16 protein-coding genes are annotated in these 23,641 nt (G+C 71.2%); 11 read left to right on the forward strand and 5 right to left on the reverse strand.

Features of this window, described 5'->3' with window-relative positions:
* Window positions 1-15: 15 nt before the first annotated feature.
* The 5 genes from AC07DS_RS05400 to AC07DS_RS05420 all read left to right on the forward strand — a co-directional run bounded on the left by AC07DS_RS05400 (window position 16) and on the right by AC07DS_RS05420 (window position 8,163).
* Window positions 16-1,326, forward strand: coding sequence for a hypothetical protein (locus tag AC07DS_RS05400; RefSeq protein WP_479142862.1), 1,311 nt, complete (start codon window positions 16-18; stop codon window positions 1,324-1,326).
* Window positions 1,323-3,791 carry a serine/threonine-protein kinase gene (locus AC07DS_RS05405; RefSeq protein WP_479142864.1) on the forward strand — a complete coding sequence of 823 codons (2,469 nt, stop codon included), beginning with the start codon at window positions 1,323-1,325 and terminating at the stop codon, window positions 3,789-3,791. Before AC07DS_RS05400 ends, AC07DS_RS05405 begins: the two co-directional genes overlap by 4 nt.
* Window positions 3,792-3,794: 3 nt before the next feature.
* The gene (locus AC07DS_RS05410; protein WP_479142866.1) at window positions 3,795-5,102 is read left to right on the forward strand and encodes a PP2C family protein-serine/threonine phosphatase; all 1,308 of its coding nucleotides are present in this window, start codon (window positions 3,795-3,797) and stop codon (window positions 5,100-5,102) included.
* Window positions 5,103-5,203: 101 nt separating this feature from the next.
* Window positions 5,204-6,583 (forward strand): vWA domain-containing protein, encoded by a 1,380-nt coding sequence (locus tag AC07DS_RS05415; RefSeq protein ID WP_479142868.1) that lies wholly within the window; start codon window positions 5,204-5,206, stop codon window positions 6,581-6,583.
* 50 nt (window positions 6,584-6,633) lie between these two features.
* Window positions 6,634-8,163: an FHA domain-containing protein gene (locus tag AC07DS_RS05420; RefSeq protein WP_479142869.1), complete on the forward strand. Its 1,530-nt coding sequence runs from the start codon at window positions 6,634-6,636 to the stop codon at window positions 8,161-8,163.
* A 20-nt stretch (window positions 8,164-8,183) separates the two neighbouring features.
* Here AC07DS_RS05420 and AC07DS_RS05425 read toward each other — a convergent pair whose 3' ends face one another.
* On the reverse strand, window positions 8,184-9,161 hold the full coding sequence (locus tag AC07DS_RS05425) for a methyltransferase domain-containing protein (protein ID WP_479142870.1): 978 nt from the start codon (window positions 9,159-9,161) through the stop codon (window positions 8,184-8,186).
* Between the two features lie 100 nt (window positions 9,162-9,261).
* Between AC07DS_RS05425 and AC07DS_RS05430 the strand changes: the two genes are divergently transcribed.
* The 4 genes from AC07DS_RS05430 to AC07DS_RS05445 all read left to right on the forward strand — a co-directional run bounded on the left by AC07DS_RS05430 (window position 9,262) and on the right by AC07DS_RS05445 (window position 16,869).
* On the forward strand, window positions 9,262-9,666 hold the full coding sequence (locus tag AC07DS_RS05430; protein ID WP_479142872.1) for a globin: 405 nt from the start codon (window positions 9,262-9,264) through the stop codon (window positions 9,664-9,666).
* A gap of 153 nt (window positions 9,667-9,819) precedes the next feature.
* On the forward strand, window positions 9,820-13,167 hold the full coding sequence (locus AC07DS_RS05435) for an FtsX-like permease family protein (RefSeq protein WP_479142873.1): 3,348 nt from the start codon (window positions 9,820-9,822) through the stop codon (window positions 13,165-13,167).
* Between the two features lie 10 nt (window positions 13,168-13,177).
* Complete coding sequence (locus AC07DS_RS05440) at window positions 13,178-15,883, forward strand: FtsX-like permease family protein (RefSeq protein ID WP_479142912.1); 2,706 nt, start codon at window positions 13,178-13,180, stop codon at window positions 15,881-15,883.
* A 29-nt stretch (window positions 15,884-15,912) separates the two neighbouring features.
* On the forward strand, window positions 15,913-16,869 hold the full coding sequence (locus AC07DS_RS05445; protein WP_479142875.1) for an ABC transporter ATP-binding protein: 957 nt from the start codon (window positions 15,913-15,915) through the stop codon (window positions 16,867-16,869).
* Window positions 16,870-16,900: 31 nt separating this feature from the next.
* On the opposite strand, the gene AC07DS_RS05450 is transcribed toward AC07DS_RS05445, so the two are convergent.
* From AC07DS_RS05450 to AC07DS_RS05465, 4 genes are all read right to left on the reverse strand, one after another.
* The gene (locus AC07DS_RS05450) at window positions 16,901-17,578 is read right to left on the reverse strand and encodes a DUF8185 domain-containing protein (protein ID WP_479142876.1); all 678 of its coding nucleotides are present in this window, start codon (window positions 17,576-17,578) and stop codon (window positions 16,901-16,903) included.
* Window positions 17,575-17,988 (reverse strand): acyl-CoA thioesterase, encoded by a 414-nt coding sequence (locus AC07DS_RS05455; protein ID WP_145878241.1) that lies wholly within the window; start codon window positions 17,986-17,988, stop codon window positions 17,575-17,577. The genes AC07DS_RS05450 and AC07DS_RS05455 overlap by 4 nt, the downstream gene beginning before the upstream one ends.
* A gap of 6 nt (window positions 17,989-17,994) precedes the next feature.
* Complete coding sequence (gene ettA / locus AC07DS_RS05460) at window positions 17,995-19,659, reverse strand: energy-dependent translational throttle protein EttA (protein ID WP_479142877.1); 1,665 nt, start codon at window positions 19,657-19,659, stop codon at window positions 17,995-17,997.
* 209 nt (window positions 19,660-19,868) lie between these two features.
* Window positions 19,869-20,495: a hypothetical protein gene (locus tag AC07DS_RS05465; RefSeq protein ID WP_479142879.1), complete on the reverse strand. Its 627-nt coding sequence runs from the start codon at window positions 20,493-20,495 to the stop codon at window positions 19,869-19,871.
* Between the two features lie 767 nt (window positions 20,496-21,262).
* Between AC07DS_RS05465 and AC07DS_RS05470 the strand changes: the two genes are divergently transcribed.
* Together AC07DS_RS05470 and AC07DS_RS05475 are read left to right on the forward strand one after the other, a co-directional pair.
* The gene (locus tag AC07DS_RS05470; RefSeq protein ID WP_479142881.1) at window positions 21,263-22,303 is read left to right on the forward strand and encodes an LPO_1073/Vpar_1526 family protein; all 1,041 of its coding nucleotides are present in this window, start codon (window positions 21,263-21,265) and stop codon (window positions 22,301-22,303) included.
* Window positions 22,304-22,315: 12 nt separating this feature from the next.
* Entirely contained in the window at window positions 22,316-23,380 is a 1,065-nt protein-coding gene (locus tag AC07DS_RS05475) for an LPO_1073/Vpar_1526 family protein (RefSeq protein ID WP_479142883.1), read from the forward strand.
* Window positions 23,381-23,641 lie beyond the last annotated feature (261 nt).

The following is a 23,641-nucleotide window of genomic DNA, read 5'->3' on the forward strand; positions in this document are numbered from 1 at the left end:
AGCGAGAGGTGATCGATGGGCGTCACGGACCCCGCCGGGCCGGTGATGGACCGGGACGAGGTGGACCGTGCGCTGGCGCGGCTCGGCGCCGAGCACGAGGCGATCGAGACCTCGCTGCTCGCCCTCCAGGACCACGCGGGCCGCAGACTCCTCGAAGGCGCCGAACTGACCGGCGTCACCAGGGAACGCTGGCCGGCCGCGGAGGCGTCGATCACCCTGCTGTGGGCGTACTTCGACGCGTACACGGCCGCGTTGCGCTCCGCCCGGGAGATCCGCACCCGGCGCCGCTGGTCCAGCCGCGAGGACCTGGTGGAACTGACCGAACTGCTGCGCGGCGACTCCGTCACCGTGCCCGGCGGTGCCGCCACCCTCGCGGCCGCCGGCAAGCTCAGCGAGAGCTTCTCGCTCGGCACCCTGGTCGACCGGATGAACGAGCTGTACGCGTCCTCGCTGGACCTGGTCGTCACCGCCGACGCGGTCTGGTCGGCACTGCCCGCCCGGATCGATTTACTCGCCGCGGAACTCCAGCGCACCCGCAAGCTCGCGCACTCCGTCGGCGTACGCCCCGGCGAGCACCCGGCCGGCGACGACCTGGAACGCATCACCCGCACGCTGACCAGGCTGCGCGAGGACGTGGTCTCGGACCCGCTCGCCTTCTGGGTGCCCGCGGAGGGCAGTTCGGCGCCCGGCGGCGGCCGCCCGGACACCACCGTGTACGACCGTGAGGCGCGCGCCCTGGAGGACGTACGCCGCGAGATCGACGCCGTGCTGACCGTCCGTCAGGACGCCGAGACCCGGCTGATCCGGCTGCGGGACGTGCTGTCCCGCGCGGACCGCACGCTCGCCGAGGCGCGCACCGCGCGCGGTGAGGTGCTCGCCAAGATCGCGGCGACCGAGGTGCCCGTCGTCAGCGGACCCCCGACCGCGCTGCAGGAACAGCTGGCGACCGCGGCCGAGTACCGGCGGCAGGCGCAGTGGCATCGGCTCTCCCCGCTCCTGGAGTCCCTGGAACAGAAGGCCGAGGACGAACTGCTGCGCGCGCGTGAGTCGTTGACCGCGGTCACCGCGCCGCTCGCGGTCCGCGCCGAGCTGCGCGGCCGCCTGGACGCGTACCGGGCGAAGGTCGCCCGGCACGGGCTGGCCGAGGACCCCCTGCTGATCGAGCGGTACGACAGCGCCCGGCGCATGCTGTGGAGCGCGCCCTGCGACCTGCGGGTGGCCGAACAGGCCGTGCTGCGCTACCAGCAGGCCGCGGCCGAACAGCTCGGCGCGTCGAGGATTCCCCAGCAGGGCGAACCTCAGGACCGTAGGAGTGAGTCGTCATGAGTCAGGCACAGCGGGCGTGCCAGCGGCCGGGCTGCGAGGGGACGTACGAGGACGTCGGCGGCGGTGAACTGTACTGCGACACCTGCGGCCTCGCTCCCGTGGTCTCGGCGACCGGGATGGTCGGGTCGCCGCCCACCGGGATCACCAGTGGCGGCAGGGGCTCGGCGAGCGGCGGCAGTTCGCGCAGCTCGCGTACATCGTCGCAGTCGTCCAAATCGCGGCGCTCGGTGTCCGGGCGGCTCTCGCGCTCGCTGTCGGGCAGGTCCACCGGCCGCTCGGTGTCGGTGCGCAGCTCCGGCTCCTCCTCCGGCACCTCCGCCCGGGGGCGGCTGGGCGCCGGTCTCGTCTCGGTGCCGCAGGTGCCGCGGCCGGACCCGCGCGCGATGGTGCTGGAGAACCCGGAGGTGCCGGAGCGGAAGCGGTTCTGCTCGCGGTCCGACTGCGGGGCTCCCGTGGGCCGGGCGCGCGGTGACCGGCCGGGGCGCACGGAGGGGTTCTGCACCAAGTGCGGGCACCCCTACTCGTTCGTGCCGAAGCTGAAGGCCGGGGACATCGTGCACGGCCAGTACGAGGTCGCGGGCTGCCTCGCGCACGGCGGCCTGGGCTGGATCTACCTGGCCGTGGACCGGGCCGTGTCCGACCGGTGGGTGGTGCTCAAGGGCCTGCTCGACACCGGCGACCAGGACGCGATGGCGGCCGCGATCTCCGAGCGGCGGTTCCTCGCGGAGATCGAGCACGCCAACATCGTGCGGATCTACAACTTCGTGGAGCACCTCGACCAGCGCACCGGCTCCCTCGACGGCTACATCGTCATGGAGTACGTCGGCGGCAAGTCGCTGAAGGAGATCGCCAACGCCCGCCGCACACCGGACGGCCGGCGCGATCCGCTGCCGGTGGAACAGGCGTGCGCGTACGGCATCGAAGCGCTGGAGGCGCTCGGGCATCTGCACAGCCGGAACCTGCTGTACTGCGACTTCAAGGTCGACAACGCCATCCAGACCGAGGACCAGCTCAAGCTGATCGACATGGGCGCGGTGCGCCGCATGGACGACGACGAGTCGGCGATCTACGGCACGGTGGGCTACCAGGCGCCCGAGGTCGCCGAGGTCGGCCCGTCGGTGGCGAGCGACCTGTACACGGTGGGCCGTACGCTCGCGGTGCTCACCTTCGACTTCCAGGGCTACACGAACGTCTTCGTGGACTCCCTGCCCGACCCGGACAACATCGAGGTCTTCCACCGGTACGAGTCCTTCTACCGGCTCCTGGTCCGCGCCACCGACCCCGACCCGGCCCGCCGGTTCGGCTCCGCGCAGGAGATGGCCGAGCAGCTGACCGGGGTCCTGCGCGAGGTCGTCTCGCTGCAGACCGGGCAGGCCCGGCCCGCGCTGTCGACGCTGCTCGGACCCGAAGTGAAGGTCACGGACACCGAGTTGTTCCCCAAGCTCGACGGGGACGTGTCCCGGCTCGGGGCGCGGCAGGTACACAGCACCCGCCCCGCCCCCGCGCTGCCCGCGGTCTCGATCGTCAAGCCGGTCGAGACCCCCGCCGCCGCCCTCGCCCTGCCCGTCCCGCTGGTCGACCCGGGCGACCCCAACGCCGGTTTCCTGGCGGGCCTGATGGCGTCCGCGCCGGCCGAGCTGATCAGCGCGCTGGACGCGGCGCCGACGCAGACCGTCGAGACCCGGCTGCGGCAGATCCGGGCGCGGCTGGAGAGCGGTGACCACCAGGCCGCGCTGACGGCACTGGCCGAGCTGGACGAGGAACGGCCCGACGACTGGCGGGTGGTGTGGTACCGGGGCGTTGCCGCCCTGGTCACCGGTGACTTCGAAGGCGCGGCGCTGTCCTTCGACGCGATCTACGACGCCTTCCCGGGCGAGGCCGCGCCCAAGCTGGCGCTCGGCCTGTGCGCGGAGGTGCTCGGCCAGCTGGACAACGCGGCCGAGTACTACGGCCTGGTGTGGGCGACCGATCCGAGCTTCGTCAGCACGGCCTTCGGGCTGGCCCGGGTGCAGCTCGCGGCCGGCGACCGGCGCGGTGCCGTACGGACCCTGGAGTCGGTGCCGGAGTCCTCCATCCACTACACGGCCGCCCGGGTCGCCGCGGTCCGGGCGCGGCTCAGACAGCGCACCGCGAGCGCCGCGGACGTACCGTTCCTGGACGATCTGACGGCCGCCGCCGGCCAGGTCGAGGCGCTCGACGCGTACGGCCTGGACCCGTCCCGGCGCGAGCAGTTGTCGGCCGAAGTGCTCGGCAGCGCGCTGGACTGGATACTCTCCACAGGCCAGGGCACCGACCGACCCGCCGCCGGCGGACGGGTGTTGCTCGGCAGCGGTCTGGACGAGCGGGGCCTCCGCTTCGGACTGGAGCGCGCGTACCGCACGCTGGCCCGGCTGGCGCCCGGCGGCGAGGAGAGGATCGAACTGGTGGAACGGGCCAACCGTTACCGCCCCCGGACGTGGGTGTAGTTGATGTCGCAGATGCCCCAGCAGGCCGCACCGTCGAAGTGCCCGAGCTGCGCGGAGCCGCTCGAACCGGGTGACCTGTTCTGCGGCGCGTGCGGATACGACCTCTCCGTCGTGCCCGTCCCGCCGCAGGACCATCCGACGCTCACCATGACCGGCTCCCCCGTGCCCGGGGACGGCGTGGGCTGGCCCGCCCCCGAGCCGGCCGGCTCCGGCGGCACCCCGGGCGAGGTCCATCTGCCGGCCGATCTGCCCGGCACCGACTCGGGCGGCAAGCCGCTGCACGCCGAGGAGCCGGACGCGCCCGGTGTCCGCTTCGACCGGCCCCCGGAGCCCGACGAGTACCCGCTGCAGGCACCGGACCCGCGCGCGGCGGCCGCCGCCGTGCCGGAGGAGCCCCAGCCGGTCTGTGTGGCCTGCCGGGCGGGCCGGGTGGACAGCGACGGCTACTGCGAGAACTGCGGGCACGCCCAGCCCCGCGAACGCGACCACATGGAGCGGGAGTCGGGCCCGGTCGCCGCGGTCAGCGACCGCGGTCTGCGCCACCACCGCAACGAGGACGCCTTCACGGTCTGCCGCACCGCGCTGCCCGACGGTGCGCCCGCCGACCTGGCGATCGTCTGCGACGGCGTGTCCTCGGCGACCCGCCCGGACGAGGCCTCGGCGGCCGCCGCACAGGCGGCCGGTGACACCCTGCTGGCCGCCCTGCCGCGCGGCACGCACCCGCAGCAGGCGATGCACGAGGCGATCGTGGCGGCCGCCCAGGCCGTCAACGCGCTCGCCGAGGAGCCCGCAGGGGACCGTGAACACGCCCCGCACCAGAACGCCCCGGCGTGCACCATCGTCGGCGCGGTCGTCACCTCCGGGCTGCTGGTGGTGGGCTGGGTCGGCGACAGCCGCGCCTACTGGGTGCCGGCGGACCGCGGCGCGCCCGCGGCCCGGCTGACCGAGGACGACTCCTGGGCGGCGCAGATGGTCGCGGCCGGCCTGATGAACGAAGCGGAGGCCTACGCCGACGAGCGCGCCCACGCGATCACCGGCTGGCTCGGCGCGGACGCCTACGAACTGGAGCCGCACACCGCCTCCTTCAAGCCGGATCGGCCCGGTGTCGTGGTGGTGTGCACCGACGGCCTGTGGAACTACGCGGAGACGGCCGAGGAGATGGCCGAGGCCGTACCGGCCGACGCGGCCGAGCGTCCGCTGCACAGCGCCCGCGTTCTGGTCGGCCACGCCCTGGACGGCGGGGGCCACGACAACGTAACAGTGGCCGTCCTGCCGTTCCCGGTGCCGCCGCAGGGGGCAGGATCGGCCTGAGGCCGTACAAAACGGGGAAGCCTCGACGGACCGGAGGGGACCGGTCCGTCCACACGCATTGCTCCGCTTCGGCGGGGTGTCCGAGGGGGATCTGAACCAACATGGCCAATTTCGCGAAGTCCCACGCGCCACAGTTCTCGGTCGACGTCTACCAGAACGAGTACCTGCCCGAGGGCGGCCGTGAGGTCAACGCCATCGTCACGGTGACGGCGACGGGCGGCGGCACGATCGGGAGCGCGCTCACCGCACCCGTGTACGCACCGGGCCACGGGCCCTCCGCCGCCGTGGCGATCATGGTCGACTGCTCGGGCTCGATGGACTACCCGCCGACCAAGATGCGCAACGCCCGGGACGCCACGGCTGCCGCGATCGACACCCTGCGCGACGGCACCCACTTCGCGGTGATCGGCGGCACACACGTCGCCAAGGAGGTCTACCCGGGCGGCGGACGGCTCGCGGCCGCCGACGCCCGGACCCGCGAGGAGGCCAAGCAGGCGCTGCGCCGGCTCAGTGCGGGCGGCGGCACGGCCATCGGCACCTGGCTGCGGCTGGCCGACCGGCTGCTGTCCTCGGCGGACGTGGCCATCCGGCACGGCATCCTGCTCACCGACGGACGCAACGAGCACGAGTCGCCGGAGGACCTGCGGGCCGCGCTGGACGAGTGTGCCGGGCGGTTCACCTGTGACGCGCGCGGCGTGGGCACCGACTGGGAAGTGAAAGAAGTCACAGGCATCGCCTCCGCGCTGCTCGGCACCGCCGACATCGTCGCCGACCCGGCCGGGCTGGCCGCCGACTTCACGCACATGATGGAGACGGCAATGGGCAAGGAGGTCGCCGACGTCGCCCTGCGGGTGTGGACCCCGGTCGGCACGACCATCAGGTTCGTCAAGCAAGTCGCACCCACGGTGGAGGAGTTGACCGGCCGGCGCACGGAGGCCGGACCCCGGGCCGGGGACTACCCCACCGGGTCCTGGGGCGACGAGTCCCGCGACTACCACCTGTGCGTCGAGGTCCCGGCGGCCGGTCTCGGCCGGGAGATGCTCGCCGCCCGGGTCTCGCTGGTCGTACCGCAGCCTGGGGGCACCTCCCGCTCGAGCGCAGCCGAGAGTGGGGGAGGAACCGCACAGAACCTCGGCGCCCAGGGGCTCGTGCGGGCCGTGTGGACCGACGACATGACGGCCTCGACCTCGATCAACCCCCAAGTCGCCCACTACACCGGGCAGGCCGAACTGGCACAAGCCATCCAGCAAGGGCTCGATCTTCGCAAAGCGGGCGATTTCGATGGAGCAACGGCCAAACTGGGCCGCGCTGTTCAGCTCGCGAGTGCCTCCGGGAACGCCGATACTGCGAAACTGCTTGCGAAGGTGGTGGACGTGGTCGATGCAGCGACAGGTACTGTGCGACTGAAGGCGAAGGTCGCGGAGGCCGACGAGATGACTCTCGAGACACGGTCCACAAAGACTGTTCGTGTAAAGAAGTAGTGACCAAGCAGTACTGAGTAGGACCCTGAAGGAGAGGGGGAAGCGCCGACATGCCGACCTGCCCGAACGGACACCAGTCGGGTTCCGACGACTGGTGCGAGGTGTGCGGTCACCGCATGGCCGGTGCCGTACCTCCGCCCCCGCCACCGCCGCCGGCCGCCGGCGGCTACGGCTTCCCGCCCCCGCAGGGCACCCAGGCCGGCGGCCGCCCGCAGGGGGCCGGTGCGCCCGAGCCCGAGCTGTGCCCGCAGTGCCGGACGCCCCGCGAGGGCGGCGCGCCCTTCTGCGAGGAGTGCCGGTGGAACTTCCTGACCAACACGGCCACCTCGTACACCCCGGCCGCGCCGCGGCCGGCCCAGCCGCGCTTCCAGCCGCCGAGTTCGACGTACGGCGGCGGTGACTCGTACGAGTACCAGGGCTCGCGGCCCTCGCAGGTGAACCGTCCCGCCGAGCCGATCCCGTCGTTCGGCAGCGAGCCCTCGGGCCCGACGCCGTTCGCCGGTGAGCGCGGCCCGTCCGGCCCGCCGCCCACCGCGGGCGGCCCGGGCGGCTTCGGCGGCGGCCAGCGCCCCTCCGGTCCCCCGTCGGGCTTCGGCGGCGGTCCCGGTCAGGGCCAGGGCGGTCCCGGCGGCCCTTCGGGCTACGGCGGTGCGCAGGGCCAGGGTGGCCCCGGCGGGCCCGGCGGTCCGTCCGGCTTCGGCGGTGGCCCGGGCCAGGGCCCCGGCGGCCCTGGTGGTCCCTCCGGCTACGGCGGTGCGCAGAGCCAGGGTGGCCCCGGCGGCCCCTCCGGCCCGCCGCCCTTCGGCCGTGAGCCCTCTGGTCCTGGCGGTCCTGGCGGTCCCGGTGGCCCCGGTGGCTTCGGGGGCGACCCGTCCCGTCCGGTTCCGCCGCCGCCCGGTCCGACCCCGCCCGCCGGTCCCGGCGGTGCGCCGCAGGCCTTCCAGCAGTCCGGCCCGCCCGCGCCGCCCGCGTTCCCGCGGGAGACCGGCCGGCCCCCGGCCGGCGGTCCGGCCTTCGGCGGCGCCGAGGACGACTGGGTGATCTCCCCGCCGTCGGCCGGAAGCCCCGGCGGTCCCGGAGGCCCCGGCGGCGGACAGGGCGGCTACGGCTACCCTCCGCCCGGCGTCACCCAGGCCCCGCCCGGCCCCGGCTTCCCGCCGGCGCCGCAGGGTCCGACGACGTGGATCGCGACCATCGGCCCGGACCGCGAGTACTTCATGGCGATGATGCACCGCTCCGGCCCCGAGGCCGCCGGTCTGAACCTGCCCGCGTACTCGCCCGAGCAGCAGCGCACGCTCAGCGGCAACCAGGTCACCATCGGCCGCCGCCGGCACTCCACCGGCGACACCCCCGACATCGACCTGTCGGTGCCGCCGGAGGACCCGGGCGTCTCGCACCAGCACGCGGTGCTGGTCCAGCAGCCGGACGGCACCTGGGCGGTCGTCGACCAGAACTCGACGAACGGCACCACGGTCAACGGCTCGGACGAACCGATCCAGCCGTTCGTGCCGGTGCCGCTGCAGGACGGCGACCGGGTCCACGTGGGCGCCTGGACGACGATCACCGTCCGCCGGGGCTGAGCCCGGGAGGAACCGGACGATCAGGGGAGGGGCCAGATGTACGGCCCCTCCGGGTCGTCCAGCCACGCCCACACGCGCTCGCCGCTGACCGTGACGCCGTACCGTGCACGCTCCGGTCTGCCCTCGCGCTCCCACAGGGCGTAGGCCTCCTGCGGGTCGAAGGCACCGTGGGTCAGGGCGAGCAGGAAGCGGAACAGCTCGTGCTCACGGGCCGGGCGCGGCAGCCCCTGCAGGGACACCGCCCCGGGTTCCACCCGGCCCGCACCCCGCAGGGGCACGAAGTAGGCCGCCGTGGACAGGAAGCGGCCCTCGGCGTGCCCGGCGCCGAAGACGTCGAGGGCGAGCAGCCCGGTCGCGAACGGGGTCAGGATGCGGGCGCCGGGGCTGCACTGGTCGAGCCAGGCGCGCGGCACCGTGGACAGCGTGCAGGTGGCGATGATCCGGTCGAACGGGGCGCGTTCGGGCACCCCGCGCGCGCCGTCGCCGGTGACGACCACCGGGTGGTACCCGGCCAGGGCCAGGTGCTGCCGGGCCGACTCGGTGATCTCCGGCTCCAGGTCGACGGTGGTGACCAGGCCGTCGTCGCCGAGCCGGTGGGCGAGCAGCGCCGCGTTGTATCCCGTCCCCGCGCCCACCTCCAGGACCCGGTTGCCGTCCTCGACCCGCAGGGCGACCAGCATCCTCGCCATGAGCGAGGGCTGGCTGCTGGAGGAGAGCAGCTCGCCGTCACGCAGCCGGGTGGCCAGCGGGGTGTCGGCGTAGGCGCCGGAAACCCAGCGTCTGCGGTCCTCGGGGTCCGGGCTCTCCCGCCAGCGGCGCTCGTAACCGCCCCTGACGCCGACGTAGTAGAACGGCACGAACAGGTGCCGGGGCACCTCCGAGAACGCCTCCCGCCACACCGGGTCCTCGGCCCAGACCCCCTCGGCGTCGATCTCCCGCACCAGCGCGGCCCGCGCCACGGCGGCGAGCACGTCGATCTCGGTGTCGTAGGCGCCCATATGTCCACAGTAGGGCTGCCGCCTCCCCCGGCGGGGCTGTCCCGGCGGGTGCGGTCCTAAGCCTTGAGTCCTGGGCCACCCCGTCTGAGACCATGGACGGGTGAAAGAGATTCGGCGCGGCACGCTTCAGGAGCAGACCTTCTACGAGCAGGTCGGCGGGGAGGAGACCTTCCGCCGGCTCGTCCACCGTTTCTACGAGGGAGTCGCCGAGGACCCGATCCTCAGGCCGATGTACCCGGAGGAGGACCTGGGCCCGGCCGAGGAGCGGATGGCCCTGTTCCTGATGCAGTACTGGGGTGGCCCCACCACCTACAGCGACAACCGCGGCCACCCCCGGCTGCGGATGCGGCACGCCCCGTTCACCGTCGACCGGGCCGCGCACGACGCCTGGCTGAGAATCATGCGGGTGGCCGTCGACGAACTGGGGCTCTCCGAGGAGCACGAGACGACATTGTGGAACTACCTGACGTATGCGGCCCAGTCGATGGTGAACACTCCCGAATGACCCGCTGAACGCCGGATTCCGGTCGCCTGACGCCGGAATCCGGTCACGATCCGGTATAGACCGATCGAGAAACGCTTACCCGCGAGCTGTCACTTCTGCCAGCATCGCCCGGAGGTCTGGAAGTTCTGCACGTCCGGACGACACGGGGGCAGGGTGACGGGGTTCGTTTTCGCACGCGCGCGGGCGTATCGCCTGCTGCTCGGCTCCACCCTGCTCACGGTGCTGCTCACCACCGCGGTGCTGGCGACGCTCACGGCGTACTCGGGCGCGATCGGGGACGCGGCACTGCGCCATGTGCTGAACGACCCGCGCAACGCGGCCGCCACCTCGCTGATCGTCAAGGCCGGGGTACCGGCCGACGGGCGCGCCGCCGCCGACACCGCCGTACGACAGGGCGCGCGCCGGACCTTCGACGGGTTACCGGTGACCGTGCGGACGCTGCGCCGCTCGGGCCCGTACGCGCTGCCCCGCTCGCTCCAGCCGCCCGCCGAGCGGTCGGGCAACCCGGATCTGACCTTCTTCGCCGCGCTGGACCGCACGCAGGTGCGGACGGTCGCCGGCCGGCTTCCCGGCCGGACGGGCGGCGAGATCGAGGTGGCGCTCCCCGAGGCGGCCGCCCGGCCGCTCGGCCTGAAGCCCGGCGACCGTCTCACCCTGGCCGACCGGCTGGGCGAGGGGACGGTCCGGGTACGGGTCAGCGGGCTGTACCGGCCCGCGTCGGCGAACGCGCCGTACTGGCAGCTGGACGAACTGCTCGGGCGCGGTGTGAAGGACTCCGGCTTCACGACGTACGGGCCGCTGCTCGCCGACCCCTCGGTACTCGCCGGCAGACGGGTGAGCACCGGGCCGACGGCCTGGCTGGCGTCGGCCCGGTTCGATGCGGTGACGACCGGGCGGATCGGGCCGCTGCGGGACGCGGCGCGGGCCGGGAGCACGGCACTGCGCAGGTCCCACGCCCTGAGCGGGGTGACCGCGTCGACGACCTCGCTGCCGGACGTCCTGGACCGGGCCGACCGCTCGCTGCTGGTCTCCCGCTCGACCCTGCTGATCGTCGCGCTCCAGCTGGTGCTGCTCGCCGGGTACGCGCTGCTGCTGGTGGCCCGGCTGCTCGGCGCCGAACGGGCGGCCGACACAAGGCTGCTGAGGGCCCGGGGCGCCTCCCGGGCCCGGATCGCGGCCCTCGCCGCGGCCGAGTCGCTGCTGCTCGCCCTCCCGGCCGCCGTCTGCGCGCCCCTGCTCGCCGGACCGCTCACCACCCTGCTGACCGACCACGGCCCGCTGTCCCGCCTCGGCCTGCGGCTGGACCTCCCGCCCGGCGGCAGCCCCGGCGTCTGGCTGGTGGCGGCCGCCGTGGCCCTGGGCTGCGTGCTGACGCTGACACCACCGGCGCTGACCGGGGCGGAGAAGGAGCGGCGCGGACGGCGGGCGGAGCCGGGCCGGACGCGGCGACCGCTCATCTCCCGCTTCGGGAAGGGCCGTTCGGGAGGCCCGCCCGGCTCCCGCCCCCGCGCCCGCCGCACCGGCGCCGGTCTGCTCCCCACCCCGCTCCGCGCCGGGGGCGACCTGGGCCTGCTCGCCGTGGCCGCGGTGGCCTACTGGCAGCTGGCGCAGCAGGACTCGGGGAGTGTCTCCGCCGACCGGTCGGGGGCGCTCGGGGTGGATCCCCTGCTGGTGGCCGCGCCGGCGCTGGCGCTGCTCGCCGGGACCGTGCTGACGCTGCGGCTGCTGCCGCCCGTGGCGCGGCTCGCCGAACGGTGGGCGGCGGCCGGGCGGGGGCTGTCGGCGGCGCTGGCCGGCTGGCAGTTCAGCCGCCGTACCGCACGCGCCGCGGGCCCCGTGCTGCTGCTCGTGCTGGCCGTCGCGCTCGGCATGCTGGCCGTCGGGCAGGCGTCCTCCTGGGACCGCTCGCAGGACGACCAGGCCGACTTCCGCGCCGGAGCGCCGGTGCGGGTGCTGTCCGCGGGGGACGGGCAGCTCGGCCGTACGGACGTGTACGCGGCGCTGCCGCACGTACGCGGGGCGGTCCCCGCCGCACGCGCCGAGGAGCCGCTGTCCGGCGAGCGTACGGCGACCGTGCTGGCCATGGACACCGCGCACGCGGGCGACGCGATGCTGATGCGACCGGACCTGGCGGCCGTACCGGTGCGGCCGCTGCTGGCCGCGCTGACGCCGAAGGACTCCCCGGCCGGAACCCGGGTGCCGGCGCACACCGCGCAGCTGCGGCTGACGGCGAGCCTGCACAGCTCCGCGGGGCCCGGGACGACCGCCGACGTCACGGTCGGGCTCGAGGACCGGTCCGGGGTGCCGTACCAGGTGCCGTTCGGGCGGCTCCCCGCCGACGGCCGCCCGCACACCCTCACCCTCGACCTCGGCTCCGCCACCGGACCGGCGCTGCTCACCGCGCTCCAGCTGGACATGCCCCAGCCGGCCGATCGGGCCGAACAGCACCGGCTCACGTTCCGCGGCCTGACCGCCGAAGGGACCGACGGGACCCGGCGCCCGCTGGCGCTGCCGGCCTCCTGGACCACGGCCGTGCAGACCGGCGGCGCGGCCGTCACCACCCCCGCCACCAGCCCCACCCGGCCCCGGATCGTCTCCACCCGGCCGCTGACCGTCACCTACCGCACCGGATACCTTCCGGACGCGGACTGGACGGTCGCCACCGTGTCCGTCCAGCTCCAGGTGGCACGTCCCACGCCGCCCGAGGTGACGGCCGTGGCCACCGACCGCTTCCTGGACTCGGCGGGCGCCCGCACCGGGCAGCGCGTGGACGTGCAGGTCGGCGACCAGAGCATCCCGGTGCGGATCGTCAGGGCGGTGCGCGCGCTGCCCACGACCGGCACCTCGGGCAGCCATGACGGCGGCGCCGTACTGATCGATCTGCGGGCCGCGAACCGGGTGCTGCACGCGCGCTACGGGGAGAGCCTCAAGCCCACCGAGTGGTGGCTGCGTACGGCTCCGGGCCAGCCGGCCCAGGTCGCCGCCGAGGTGCGGGCGTTGCCGGACGTCGTCGACCCGGGGCAGGTGGTGGTCCGGGACGAGATGGCCGCCGAGCTGCGCGACGACCCGTTCGGCGCCGGGCCCACGGCCGCGTTCGCCGCGGCCGCCGTGGTGGCGGCGGCCCTCGCCGCGGTGGGCTTCGCGGTGGGCGCCGCCGGATCGCTGCGGGCGCGCGAGGCGGACTTCGCCGTGCTGCGCGCCCTCGGCGCCCCACGCCGCCGGCTGGCCCGCACGGTCGCCGCCGAACAGGCCGTCCTGGTGGGTCTGTCCCTGGCGGTGGGCGTCGCCCTCGGCACCGTACTGGCCCGTGGAGTACTCCCGTTGATCGTCCTGACCGGTGACGCCACCCGGCCCGTTCCCGACCTGCTGGTCCAACTCCCGCCCGCCCGTGTGGCGTTGCTGCTGGCCGTCGTCGCAGTGGCTCCGCTGGCTGTCGCGGCGACGGCGACCGTACGCCGGGCGGACCCGGCACGGGCACTGCGCGAACAGAGGGGTGAGTGACGTGAGTTCCGTGCCCGCCGTGGTCGCTCCCTGGGTGCGCACCCGGCTGCGGTCCGCACCCGGTGCCGCGCTGGCGCTCGCGCTGCTGGTCGTGGTGACCGCCTGTCTGGCGGGGGCCCTTCCGCGTGCGGTCGACCGGTACGAGGACGCGGGTCTGGTGCACACCCTCCACCAGGCCCGCCCCGAGCGCACCACCCTGCGGGTGACCCCGTCGATGCCCCTTTATGACATGTCCGGCGGCGCCTCGGGCACGCTCCTCCGTCCCGGCGTGCTCAAACGGCAGTTCCAGAAGCTGCTGGACACGGTCGACGACTCGCTGTCCGTCGACCGTGCCCAGTCCGCGTACGGCATCGCGGCCCAGACCGACACGGCCGTGCCCGATGCGTTCATCCCGCGTCCCAGCGGCCTGCTCGCCCATGTCCAGCTGATCGCACAGAGCGGCCTGGCCGGACACGCCGGCGTCCGCGAGGGCCGGCTCCCGCGCACCTCGGGCCCGGTGGACTCGATGGCGCCCGAGGTGGAGGCCGCCGTCACCGCCGCCACCGCCAAGAGCCTGCACATCAAGGTGGGTTCGGTCATCCACGTGCCCTGCGTCGGCCGCGGCCCGCTCGCCGTCCGGGTCACCGGCATCCTCACCCCGCACGACCCCGCCGGCGCCTACTGGTCGACCGTCCCGCTGCTGCGCACGCCCAGCCTGGTCCGGACGCCCCCGCCCAACCCGCCGGAGACCTACTGGCTCGGCGCACTCCTGTTGCCCCTGGAGGCGGCCCCCGCCCTCCCGTACACGCGCGGAGAGCCCTCCCGCTACTGGTACTTCGCACCGGACCTCGGCGGTCTGCGCGCCCACGACGTGGACCGTCTGCGGTCCGCCGTCGCCTCCCTGGAGTCCGGTCCCGGCCTGCGCCGCGCCCGCACCGTCACGGGCGAGGGCACCGACATCGGCACCGGCCTGGACGACGGCCTCACCGCGTTCTCCCGGCTGCGCTCGCGCATCGCCCCGCTGGTCGCGGTGGCCGCCGCAGGCACCGCCACGGTCGCCGTCGTCGTCCTGCTCATGGCGGGCGGCCTGGCCGCCGACCGCCGTCGCACCGAACTCGCCCTGCTCCGCGCCAGGGGCGCCGCCCTGCCCGGCCTCACCGGCCGGCTGCTGGCCGAGACCGCTGTGGTCGCCGTACCCGCGGGCGCGGCCGGCCTGGCCGCCGCGCTGCTCCTGTTCCCCGGCGCCCGTACCGGTCCCGCCGTGGCCGCCGCCCTGGCCGTCACGCTCACCGCCTGCGCCGCCCTCCCGCTGCGCGTCGCGCTCGCCCACCGCGTGGTACGGGTGACGGCAGCTCGGGAGGACGTGACGGCCGTACGACCCTCCCGGCGCCGCACGGTGGCCGAGCTGACCCTGCTGGCCCTGGCGGCCGGGGCGGTGGCGACCCTGCGCCGCAGCGGCACGTCGGCCGGTCAACTGGTCTCCCTGGCCCCGGTGCTGACCGGCGTCATCGCGGCCGTGCTGCTGCTCCGCCTCCATCCCCTGCTGCTGCGCCGCCTCGCCCGCCCGGCCGGCCGGCTGCGCGGGGCGGTGGGCCATCTGTCCCTGGCCCGCGCGGGCCGCGCCCGGGCCTCCGCGGCACTGCCCCTGGTGGCGCTGCTGACCGCGCTGACCACGGCGGCCTTCGGCGGCTCGGTCCTGGCCGGGGTGGCCGAGGCCCGGGACCGTGCGGCCCTGCTCACCGTCGGGGCCGACGCCCGCATGGACGCGGCCACCGCGCTCCCGTCGGACCTGGCCGCCCGGGTACGCGCGCTGCCCGGGGTGCACGGGGTGGCGGCGGCGAGCATCACGTACGAGGCGAAGCCGCTGGACGGGGAGGACACGGTGCCGCTGGTCGGGGTGGACCCGGCCGCGTACGGCCGGCTGGCGGCCGACACCGGCCTCGGGGCATTCCCGGCGGGCGAGTTGAGGAACGCGAAGACGCTCCCCGCCCTCGCCTCCCCCTCCGTCGCCCACGCGTACGGCACCCGGCGCCCCTTCCTGGTACGGCTGGGCGACGGCAGCGCGGTCACCGTCCGGATCACCACCGTCCTCGACCGCACCCCGGCCGTGCCCGGCGCCGACTTCCTGATCGTGAACCGCGCCGGACTCCCGGACGCGGCCCACCGCCCCACGACACTGCTGCTGACCGGTGCCCACCTGGACGCGGACGCGCTGCGCCGCGCGGCCCCCGCCTCGGTCGGGGTACAGGCCCTGGCCGAGGTGCGCTCCCGGTACGCCGACTCGCCCCTGCAGACCGGCGCCGGGCACGTCTACGCGGCGGCGGTGGCCGCCGGCGCCGGCTTCGCGGTCCTCGCCCTGCTCCTCGCACTGCTGCGGGCGGCACCCGAACGCGCCGCGCTCCTCGCCCGCCTGCGCACGATGGGCCTCACCCGTGCCCAGGGCCGCCGCCTCCTCGTCCTGGAGTCCCTTCCCCAGGCCCTCCTCGCCGCGGCCGGCGGCACCCTGACCGGCTGGGCCGCCATCCGGCTCCTGTCCCCCGGCATCGACCTGACCACCGTCGCCCTGACCTCCGCCCAGCCCGGCGTGAGCTCGGCCGTCCTCCGCCCGGACACCTGGTCGCTGACGGCACCGGCGATCACGGTCGTGGTGCTGACGGTGGGGGTGGCGGGGGCCCAGGCGTGGTGGACCGGGAGACGCGGGTCGGTACGGGAGCTGCGGGCCGGGGAGGGGCGATGAGCGTTCCGGGCAACCATCCAGGAGACCCCATGACAGCCGATACCACTCTCTCCGACCTCGCCGACCAGGTCGCCGAGACCCGCAACCGACCCGCCTACGGCCATGACGCCCTCATCACCTGCGACCGCCTCGTCCGCATCTTCTCCGCGGACGGCGTGGAGGTCCAGGCCCTCCAGGGGCTCGACCTGCTCGTCCGTGAGGGCGAGCTGATGGCCCTGGTCGGCGCCTCGGGCAGCGGCAAGTCCACCCTCATGAACATCCTGGCCGGTCTGGACACCCCCACCGCGGGGGCCGCCCGCGTCGCCGGCCGCGACCTGCTCACCATGACCGCGAAGGACCGCCTCGCCTACCGCCGTGAGGTCGTCGGGTTCGTCTGGCAGCAGACCTCCCGCAATCTGCTCCCCTACCTCACCGCGGCCCAGAACGTCGCCCTCCCGCTCCAGCTGTCCGGCACCCGCACCCGCCGCCGAGTCCGCGCCGAACGCGCCCTGGAACTGCTGGAGTTGCTCCAGGTGGCCGACTGCCGCGACCGCCACCCGCACGAGATGTCCGGCGGCCAGCAGCAGCGCACCGCGATCGCGGTGGCCCTCGCGAACGCCCCCGCGGTCCTCCTCGCCGACGAACCCACCGGCGAACTCGACTCCCAGACCGGCGCGCAGATCTTCGACGCGTTCCGCACCGCGAACGAGACGCTCGGCACCACCATCGTGATCGTCACCCACGACCAGACGGTGGCCGGTGAGGTCCGCCGCACGGTGGCCATCCGCGACGGCCGCACCTCCACCGAGGTGCTGCGCCGCAGCGAGGTGGACGCCACGACCGGCCACGAGACCGTGGTCGCACGCGAGTACGCCATGCTCGACCGCGCGGGCCGCCTCCAGCTGCCCGCCGAGTACACGCGGGCACTGAACATGCGCGACCGGGTGGCCCTGGAACTGGAGCCGGACCACATCGGGGTGTGGCCGGACGACAGCGCGGAGAAGTAGCGGATGAGCAGCGCAGAAGCAGGAGGCCGGGTCAGCGCACGCTGACGCCGAGGGTGCCGAGCCCGGCGCGCCGCACCACGACGGAGCCGTACGGCGTGCGCAGCCTCAGCCACGCCCCGGAGGAGAACAGCCCGGTCTCTGCCGCGCCGGTCCCCGGCCGCAGAAAGCCCAGCGACTGGGCCGCGTGCACGGCCCGCACCGGCAGCCGGGTCTCCCCGATCTCCCGGGTCCAGATGTCCCGTCCGATCCGGTCCAGCTCCGCACGCGTACGCCGCTCGGGCGCCAACTCCTCGGTACGGGAGCGGAACTCGGCGACGGCCGCGGCCACCGCCGTACGCAGGACGTCCGGTGCGGGCAGCCCCGGCTCGGGCTGCCAGCCGCCGCGCGGCGGCAGCACACCGGCCCACGGCGGCCCGGTGACCGCGGCCGGGACGGCGGCCGTGGCAGCCCGCTCGTCCACGGACTCCAGGAGTTCACCGGCGGAGACGGTCACGTCGAGCGTGACGTCGAGCCCGTTCTCGTACGGCTTCGCCAGGCGCACCGCGCGGACCGCCAGCACCTCGAAGGACGGCGGCCGCCCGAACACGGCGAGTGCGGTCCCGGACGCCTGCAGGCGCACCGCGGCTCCACGGTCGTAGTGGAGCAGCCGGGAGAGGAAGGCGGCGAGGTCCGCCGCCTCCGACTCGTCGGCCAGGTGCAGCACCGTCATGCGGCGACGGCCTCCTCGTCGGCCGCGTCCGTGTACTCCGTGAGGAACTCCCGCTCCTCCTGGGTGATCCGGCGCGGCCGCTGGGCCTCGAAGTCGAACGGCACGACCACCGTCGAGGCCCGTACGTAGACCACGTCCTCGTCCTTCACCTCGTAGGTGATGGTGAAGGACGCGGCCTTGATCTCGGTGATCCACAGCTCGATGTCCACCGGGTGGTGCCGGTGGACGAGCTGCCGCTTGTAGTCGATCTCGTGGCGCGCCACCACGGACCCCTGCTTGAACTCCTTGTCCGGGCGGAACAGGAAGTTGATCCGGGCTTCCTCCAGGTAGCGGATGAAGACCGCGTTGTTGACATGGCCGTACGCGTCCATGTCGGACCAGCGCAGGGGGCAGCGGTAGATGTGACGCAAGATCGATCAGCCCCGGGTCAGCTTCTTGTAGGTGGCACGGTGCGGACGCGCGGCGTCCGCACCGAGCCGCTCGATCTTGTTCTTCTCGTACGACTCGAAGTTGCCCTCGAACCAGAACCACTTCGACTCGCCCTCGTAGGCGAGGATGTGCGTGGCGACCCGGTCGAGGAACCACCGGTCGTGGGAGACGACCACGGCGCAGCCGGGGAACTCCAGCAGCGCGTTCTCCAGGCTGCTGAGGGTCTCGACGTCGAGGTCGTTGGTGGGCTCGTCGAGGAGCAGCAGGTTGCCGCCCTGCTTCAGGGTCAGGGCCAGGTTGAGGCGGTTGCGCTCACCACCGGAGAGGACACCGGACGGCTTCTGCTGGTCCGGCCCCTTGAACCCGAAGGCGGACACATACGCGCGGGACGGCATCTCGACCTGTCCGACGTTGATGTAGTCGAGCCCGTCGGACACGACCTCCCACAGCGTCTTCTTGGGGTCGAGGTTCTCGCGGCTCTGGTCGACGTAGGAGATCTTGACGGTCTCGCCGACCTTGATGTCGCCGGAGTCCGGGGTCTCCAGGCCCTGGATCATCTTGAACAGCGTGGTCTTGCCGGCGCCGTTCGGGCCGATGACGCCGACGATGCCGTTGCGCGGGAGGGTGAAGCTCAGTCCGTCGACGAGGACCTTCTCGCCGAAGGCCTTGTTCAGCTTGTCGACCTCGACGACGACGTTGCCCAGGCGCGGGCCCGGCGGGATCTGGATCTCCTCGAAGTCCAGCTTCCGCATCTTGTCGGCCTCGGCGGCCATCTCCTCGTACCGCGCGAGACGGGCCTTGGACTTGGCCTGACGCCCCTTGGCGTTCGACCGCACCCACTCCAGCTCTTCCTTGAGCCGCTTCTGCCGCTTGGCGTCCTTCTGGCCCTCGACCTTCAGACGCGTGGCCTTGGTCTCCAGGTACTTCGAGTAGTTGCCCTCGTAGCCGTGCAGGCGGCCGCGGTCGACCTCGCAGATCCAGCCGGCGACGTTGTCGAGGAAGTACCGGTCGTGGGTGACGGCCACGACGGTGCCCGGGTACTTGGCGAGGTGCTGCTCCAGCCAGTTCACGGACTCGGCGTCGAGGTGGTTGGTGGGCTCGTCGAGGAGCAGCAGGTCGGGCTGCTCCAGCAGCAGCTTGCAGAGCGCGACGCGGCGCTTCTCACCACCGGAGAGGTTGGTGACGGGCCAGTCGCCGGGCGGGCAGCCCAGCGCGTCCATGGCCTGCTCCAGCTGGGCGTCGAGGTCCCACGCGTTGGCGTGGTCCAGCTCCTCCTGCAGCTTGCCCATCTCGTCGAGCAGCGCGTCGGAGTAGTCGGTCGCCATCAGCTCGGCGATCTCGTTGAACCGGTCGAGCTTGCCCTTGATCTCGGCGACACCGTCCTGGACGTTCTCCAGGACCGTCTTCGCCTCGTTCAGCGGGGGCTCCTGCAGCAGGATGCCGACGGTGTAGCCCGGCGACAGGAACGCGTCGCCGTTCGACGGCTGCTCAAGGCCAGCCATGATCTTCAGCACGGTCGACTTACCGGCGCCGTTCGGGCCGACGACACCGATCTTCGCTCCCGGCAGGAAGCTCAGGGTGACGTCGTCGAGGATCACCTTGTCGCCGTGCGCTTTGCGCGCCTTGCGCATGGTGTAAATGAACTCAGCCAAGAGAAACCGTCCGGCAGCTTGAATCTGGCAGTGGGCAGATACACCCCATCTTGCCTGACCGCTAGCCCTGGATGGAAACCCGTATGGCCGGGGGGCCCTGACCTGGGGTTTCGCTGGTGACGGCTGTGGGTCGCCTGTCACTATCGGTCGCCGTTGGTCGGCCTCGGGGGGCCTCGGACGGCCCAGGGACGGCCCAGCGCGGGACTGGCTCACTCAAGGGGCTGGGTCGCCACCCGCAGCTGTTCGCTGTAAGGCCAGGTGAAGGTACGGTCCGGCTCGAGGCGCGCGTCCCCCCAATGGATCACGTGGATGCCGCCCTCCGGGTCGGCGGTGAAGAAGAGGCACACCAGCTTCGTGGACGCGCCCAGCGCCTCGAAGGTCTCGTGCAGATCCTCGTACTCCTCCGTCGTGTACTCGTCATCCAGCGGGAAGAGGCCGTCCTCCGGCTCGGGCCCGTGACTCAAGAGCATGCGGCGGCGGGTAGGGGAAGCGTCGGCAGCCAACCGCGCCCGTTCAAGAGGCTTGAGCCTGTTGGCGTACTTAAAGGGGAAGAGCGCATGGTGATTGATGACGGCGTACTCGTACCCGCGTAGGTCCCGTACGGCTTCTCCCAGCTCCCGCGCGGTGTCCGCCAGGTTCTCGCGTACCGCCTCCGCCAAGGTCGAGCCGTAGGGACTGCGCTTCTTCAACCTCGCGGTGAGGTGCACTGCGTGAGCCCGCGCATGGGCCCTTGCCAGTTGCTCCGGAATCACTTCGACGAGGCTGCCGGCGTGCCGCCCGAACCGCCTCACGGCCCAGTCCGACGGCTCCCCGCGGTTGCTACCCAGCACAGACATGCAGAGTCCCCCTCCCCCAGTCACCCCCGCCTATCAACTGTGTGACACGTACACGAAGGACCAGCAAGGGTGCGATCCGGCCACATAGCGCTACGGGTCCCAGTGGCGCCCGCGGCAAGCTAAGAGCGAGCAGGGGCTTAGAAGGCGCTTTGCGGGTCGTGTCTCACACCGCTGCTGACCTGCCTCTCTTCCCGTGCTGGGCGTCTCATCGACTGACCTTCGGCACGCATTCGACCTGCCGCCTTTGGGCCTGCGGCCGGCCCCAAGCAGTCGGCGTATTGGTCAGCCTCGTACGCCATTGGCGACCTTAGGGTTCTTGACGTCGACAGCGAACATGAATACCGGTGACCAAATAACCGCAAAAGCGGACAGCTCGTATTTTTTCTACCTACATAGGCAAACAGCTGATACTAAGGGCCCCAGCCCTCCATAATGGCCGGATGACTCGGGCACAACGCATCGCTGTATGGGTAGTAACGACTTTGTTCGGCCTGACGTGTCTCGGGCTGGGCGTATACCTCACGAAGGTTGGCCTTGAGAAAGGCAATCAGATATCAGGCGTCATAGGGGTGTTCGTCGATCTCGCTGGACTTGCAATATCGGCCTGGGGGGCATTCAACACCAGAGGCGCGATCCAAACTCCGCGCCAATCTCGCCTTACAGGCATTCACCAGTCACAGCGAAGTGGAGACAACTCCAAGAACTTCCAGGCTGGCGGCAACATGAACATCGGAGACAATAACAAGCTCTGAAGGAACTTGATACCGATGGCTTGGTGGCAAAAGCAACGCTCGGGTGACAACTCGCAGAATATTCAGGCAGCCGTGGCCAACTTTGGCCTCGGTTACGAAGATGTTCTGGCTGTAGTATCGAACTACGTCGATGACAACCTCTCCAGGCTCTCCCAAGCAGCCTTCGGAGAGGCAAAAGACCGAGTCGAAGAGTTCACCGTAAACTACCTTAGAGCAATCAAAGAGGACCAGCCCGAGGCCCTAGAAAATGCCAGGGACCCTGGCGTCCAGTCCGCCATTCTTGACGCTCAGTCAGCTTATGCCAAGATGGGTGATACTGATCTTGGCCAGGTGCTCGTCGAGATGCTTGTGAAGCGTACCGAGAATACCGAACGGAACGTTCAGCAACTAGCGCTAACCGAAGCAATTGGCGCTACCGCGAAGCTTTCGTACAAACATGTACAACTGGTTACGGTACTCTTCCTCATCCTCGCTGTAACGTTTGGAACACCCACGAGGCCGGACGAGCTCTATGGCCATTTGTCCACTCACCTTTCACCGTTCTTGGACGGCCTAACGGCATCCGATGCGGATATCCAGTATCTCGCCGACGCTGGGGCTATTCGAATTGAACTGCTTTCGTCGAGACAGATTTCTTCAAGCATTCGCACCAACTATCCCGGGCTCTACTGTAACGGCCTGAGTGAAGAGTCACACCCCGTCATCAAAAAATACGAGGGCACGTCGCTGTTGACTCCTTGCCTTCGCAATAATTCGCTGCTACAGGTGAATGCTGTGAGCGAAAGGCATCTCGAATCCATCCTGACCCAACTCGGTATGCAAGATTCCATGCAAGAGCTACAGACCTTGCTCAATGCAAACCCGCTGCCTGACGATGAAGTAGAGCAGGAGCTGATAGCGGGTGTGCCAGGCATTCATGATTTCATGCAGCTTTGGAAGCGAACTACGCTTAAGAGCAGTGTGCCTTCAGTCATCGGCATGGCCATCGCTCATGCCAATCTAAAAAAGACGATAGGGGAAGCATTCACTGCCGACCTCGACATCTGGATCTCCTGAGGTGCGACTGAAATGAAGTGGAGGACGCAAAAGCAAAATTCCGGAGATCAGTCTTTGAGCCTGATGGCTGGGCGAGATGTAGATGTGCACGTCGGTCTGGGTTACCGGGATGTCCAGGAAGTTGCCAAAGACGTAGCAATGGAGGTTTTCAAAGACAACTTCGCAAAGCTTTCACAAGAGGCTTATGGAATCGCCATTTCACGCGCAGGCGAGTTCATCGACAATCTTCTAGAGGAGTTGCAAAGCAGGGGCTCAACGGGCTATAGAAATCTAGGGGACCCTGGAGTACAGGCGGCGATCCTTGAGGCTCAGTCCGGCTATGCAAAGACCGGGGACCCGGAGCTTGGTGAGCTGCTAGTTGGATTGCTCGCGGATAGAATCGAGAGGGACGACCGAGATGTTATCCAACTATCTTTGAATTCTGCGCTAGAGGTTTCACAGAATCTCTGCGGGCGTCATTTTTCACTTCTGTCCTGTAACTTCTTCCTTAAGCATGTTGCTTTTGCTGCGGCACGCACAGAGAGTGACATTGCCGACCAGTTGGCTACCGCTCTGGCGCCCTTCGGGGAAGATTTCCTTGCCGCGATGCAGGCCGATCTTGACTACTTGTGCGGCGCAGGCTGCCTCATCATGGGAGCCGGCAGCATGTCGCCTGGTAGGTACATGGGCATGAACTATCCAGGCCTTTTTTCGGAAGGGTTTACTCTAGACGATTTTCCCCCTGGCCTGGCTCTTCTGAATACTCCACTAATTGTTGACCACCCGGAATTTGGTGGCCGCTACAAAGTGGCTGCTGCAACTCGGGCGGAACTCGAATCGCTCATTGATGTGTACCAGCTCCAGGAAATGGGTGACCTGGCGAGAACTGCGTTGAGTTTCAGGCTGCCGAGTGAGGAGCGAATCCTGGAAAAAGTGGTTTCCTGTCGCCCTGACATGAGGCCATTCTTTTCGAAATGGCACGATATGGGTATTTCCTCATACTTGAATACGGCCGTTGGGCTATGTATTGGGCATGCAAATGTGCGCCGTGTGACTGGCGGGCAATTCAATGCTCCGATTAACAGCTGGATGACTTAAGCAGGTGTAACACTAGGTCGGCGGAGCGGCTTTGGGCTGGAGCTGCTTTGGCGCGAGTGATCATGGCCCCGTAAGCTTCCGGCGCGTCGGGCAGTCTGTGGACCTGCCCGGTAAAGCACGACGTTGGGGCCATGATCTGCGAGGCTCGCGCCAAAGTGGCTGCCTAACTGGCTGTTCTCTATCCGTCCGTGTGGTCGGTGGGATTCGAACAAGGGCCTGGTTCGGGTGAGTTGGCCGGTACGGGTGCATGGAAGAAGGGCC

The sequence above is a fragment of the Streptomyces sp. NPDC044064 genome (assembly GCF_056434245.1).

Excerpts from the sequence above, each read along its gene's own strand:
- AC07DS_RS05400 (WP_479142862.1), top strand. The coding sequence starts at position 16 with ATGGGCGTCACGGACCCCGCCGGGCCGGTGATGGACCGGGACGAGGTG.
- AC07DS_RS05405 (WP_479142864.1), top strand. The coding sequence starts at position 1,323 with ATGAGTCAGGCACAGCGGGCGTGCCAGCGGCCGGGCTGCGAGGGGACG.
- AC07DS_RS05410 (WP_479142866.1), top strand. The coding sequence starts at position 3,795 with ATGTCGCAGATGCCCCAGCAGGCCGCACCGTCGAAGTGCCCGAGCTGC.
- AC07DS_RS05415 (WP_479142868.1), top strand. The coding sequence starts at position 5,204 with ATGGCCAATTTCGCGAAGTCCCACGCGCCACAGTTCTCGGTCGACGTC.
- AC07DS_RS05420 (WP_479142869.1), top strand. The coding sequence starts at position 6,634 with ATGCCGACCTGCCCGAACGGACACCAGTCGGGTTCCGACGACTGGTGC.
- AC07DS_RS05425 (WP_479142870.1), bottom strand. The coding sequence starts at position 9,161 with ATGGGCGCCTACGACACCGAGATCGACGTGCTCGCCGCCGTGGCGCGG.
- AC07DS_RS05445 (WP_479142875.1), top strand. The coding sequence starts at position 15,913 with ATGACAGCCGATACCACTCTCTCCGACCTCGCCGACCAGGTCGCCGAG.
- AC07DS_RS05450 (WP_479142876.1), bottom strand. The coding sequence starts at position 17,578 with ATGACGGTGCTGCACCTGGCCGACGAGTCGGAGGCGGCGGACCTCGCC.
- AC07DS_RS05465 (WP_479142879.1), bottom strand. The coding sequence starts at position 20,495 with ATGTCTGTGCTGGGTAGCAACCGCGGGGAGCCGTCGGACTGGGCCGTG.
- AC07DS_RS05470 (WP_479142881.1), top strand. The coding sequence starts at position 21,263 with ATGGCTTGGTGGCAAAAGCAACGCTCGGGTGACAACTCGCAGAATATT.
- AC07DS_RS05475 (WP_479142883.1), top strand. The coding sequence starts at position 22,316 with ATGAAGTGGAGGACGCAAAAGCAAAATTCCGGAGATCAGTCTTTGAGC.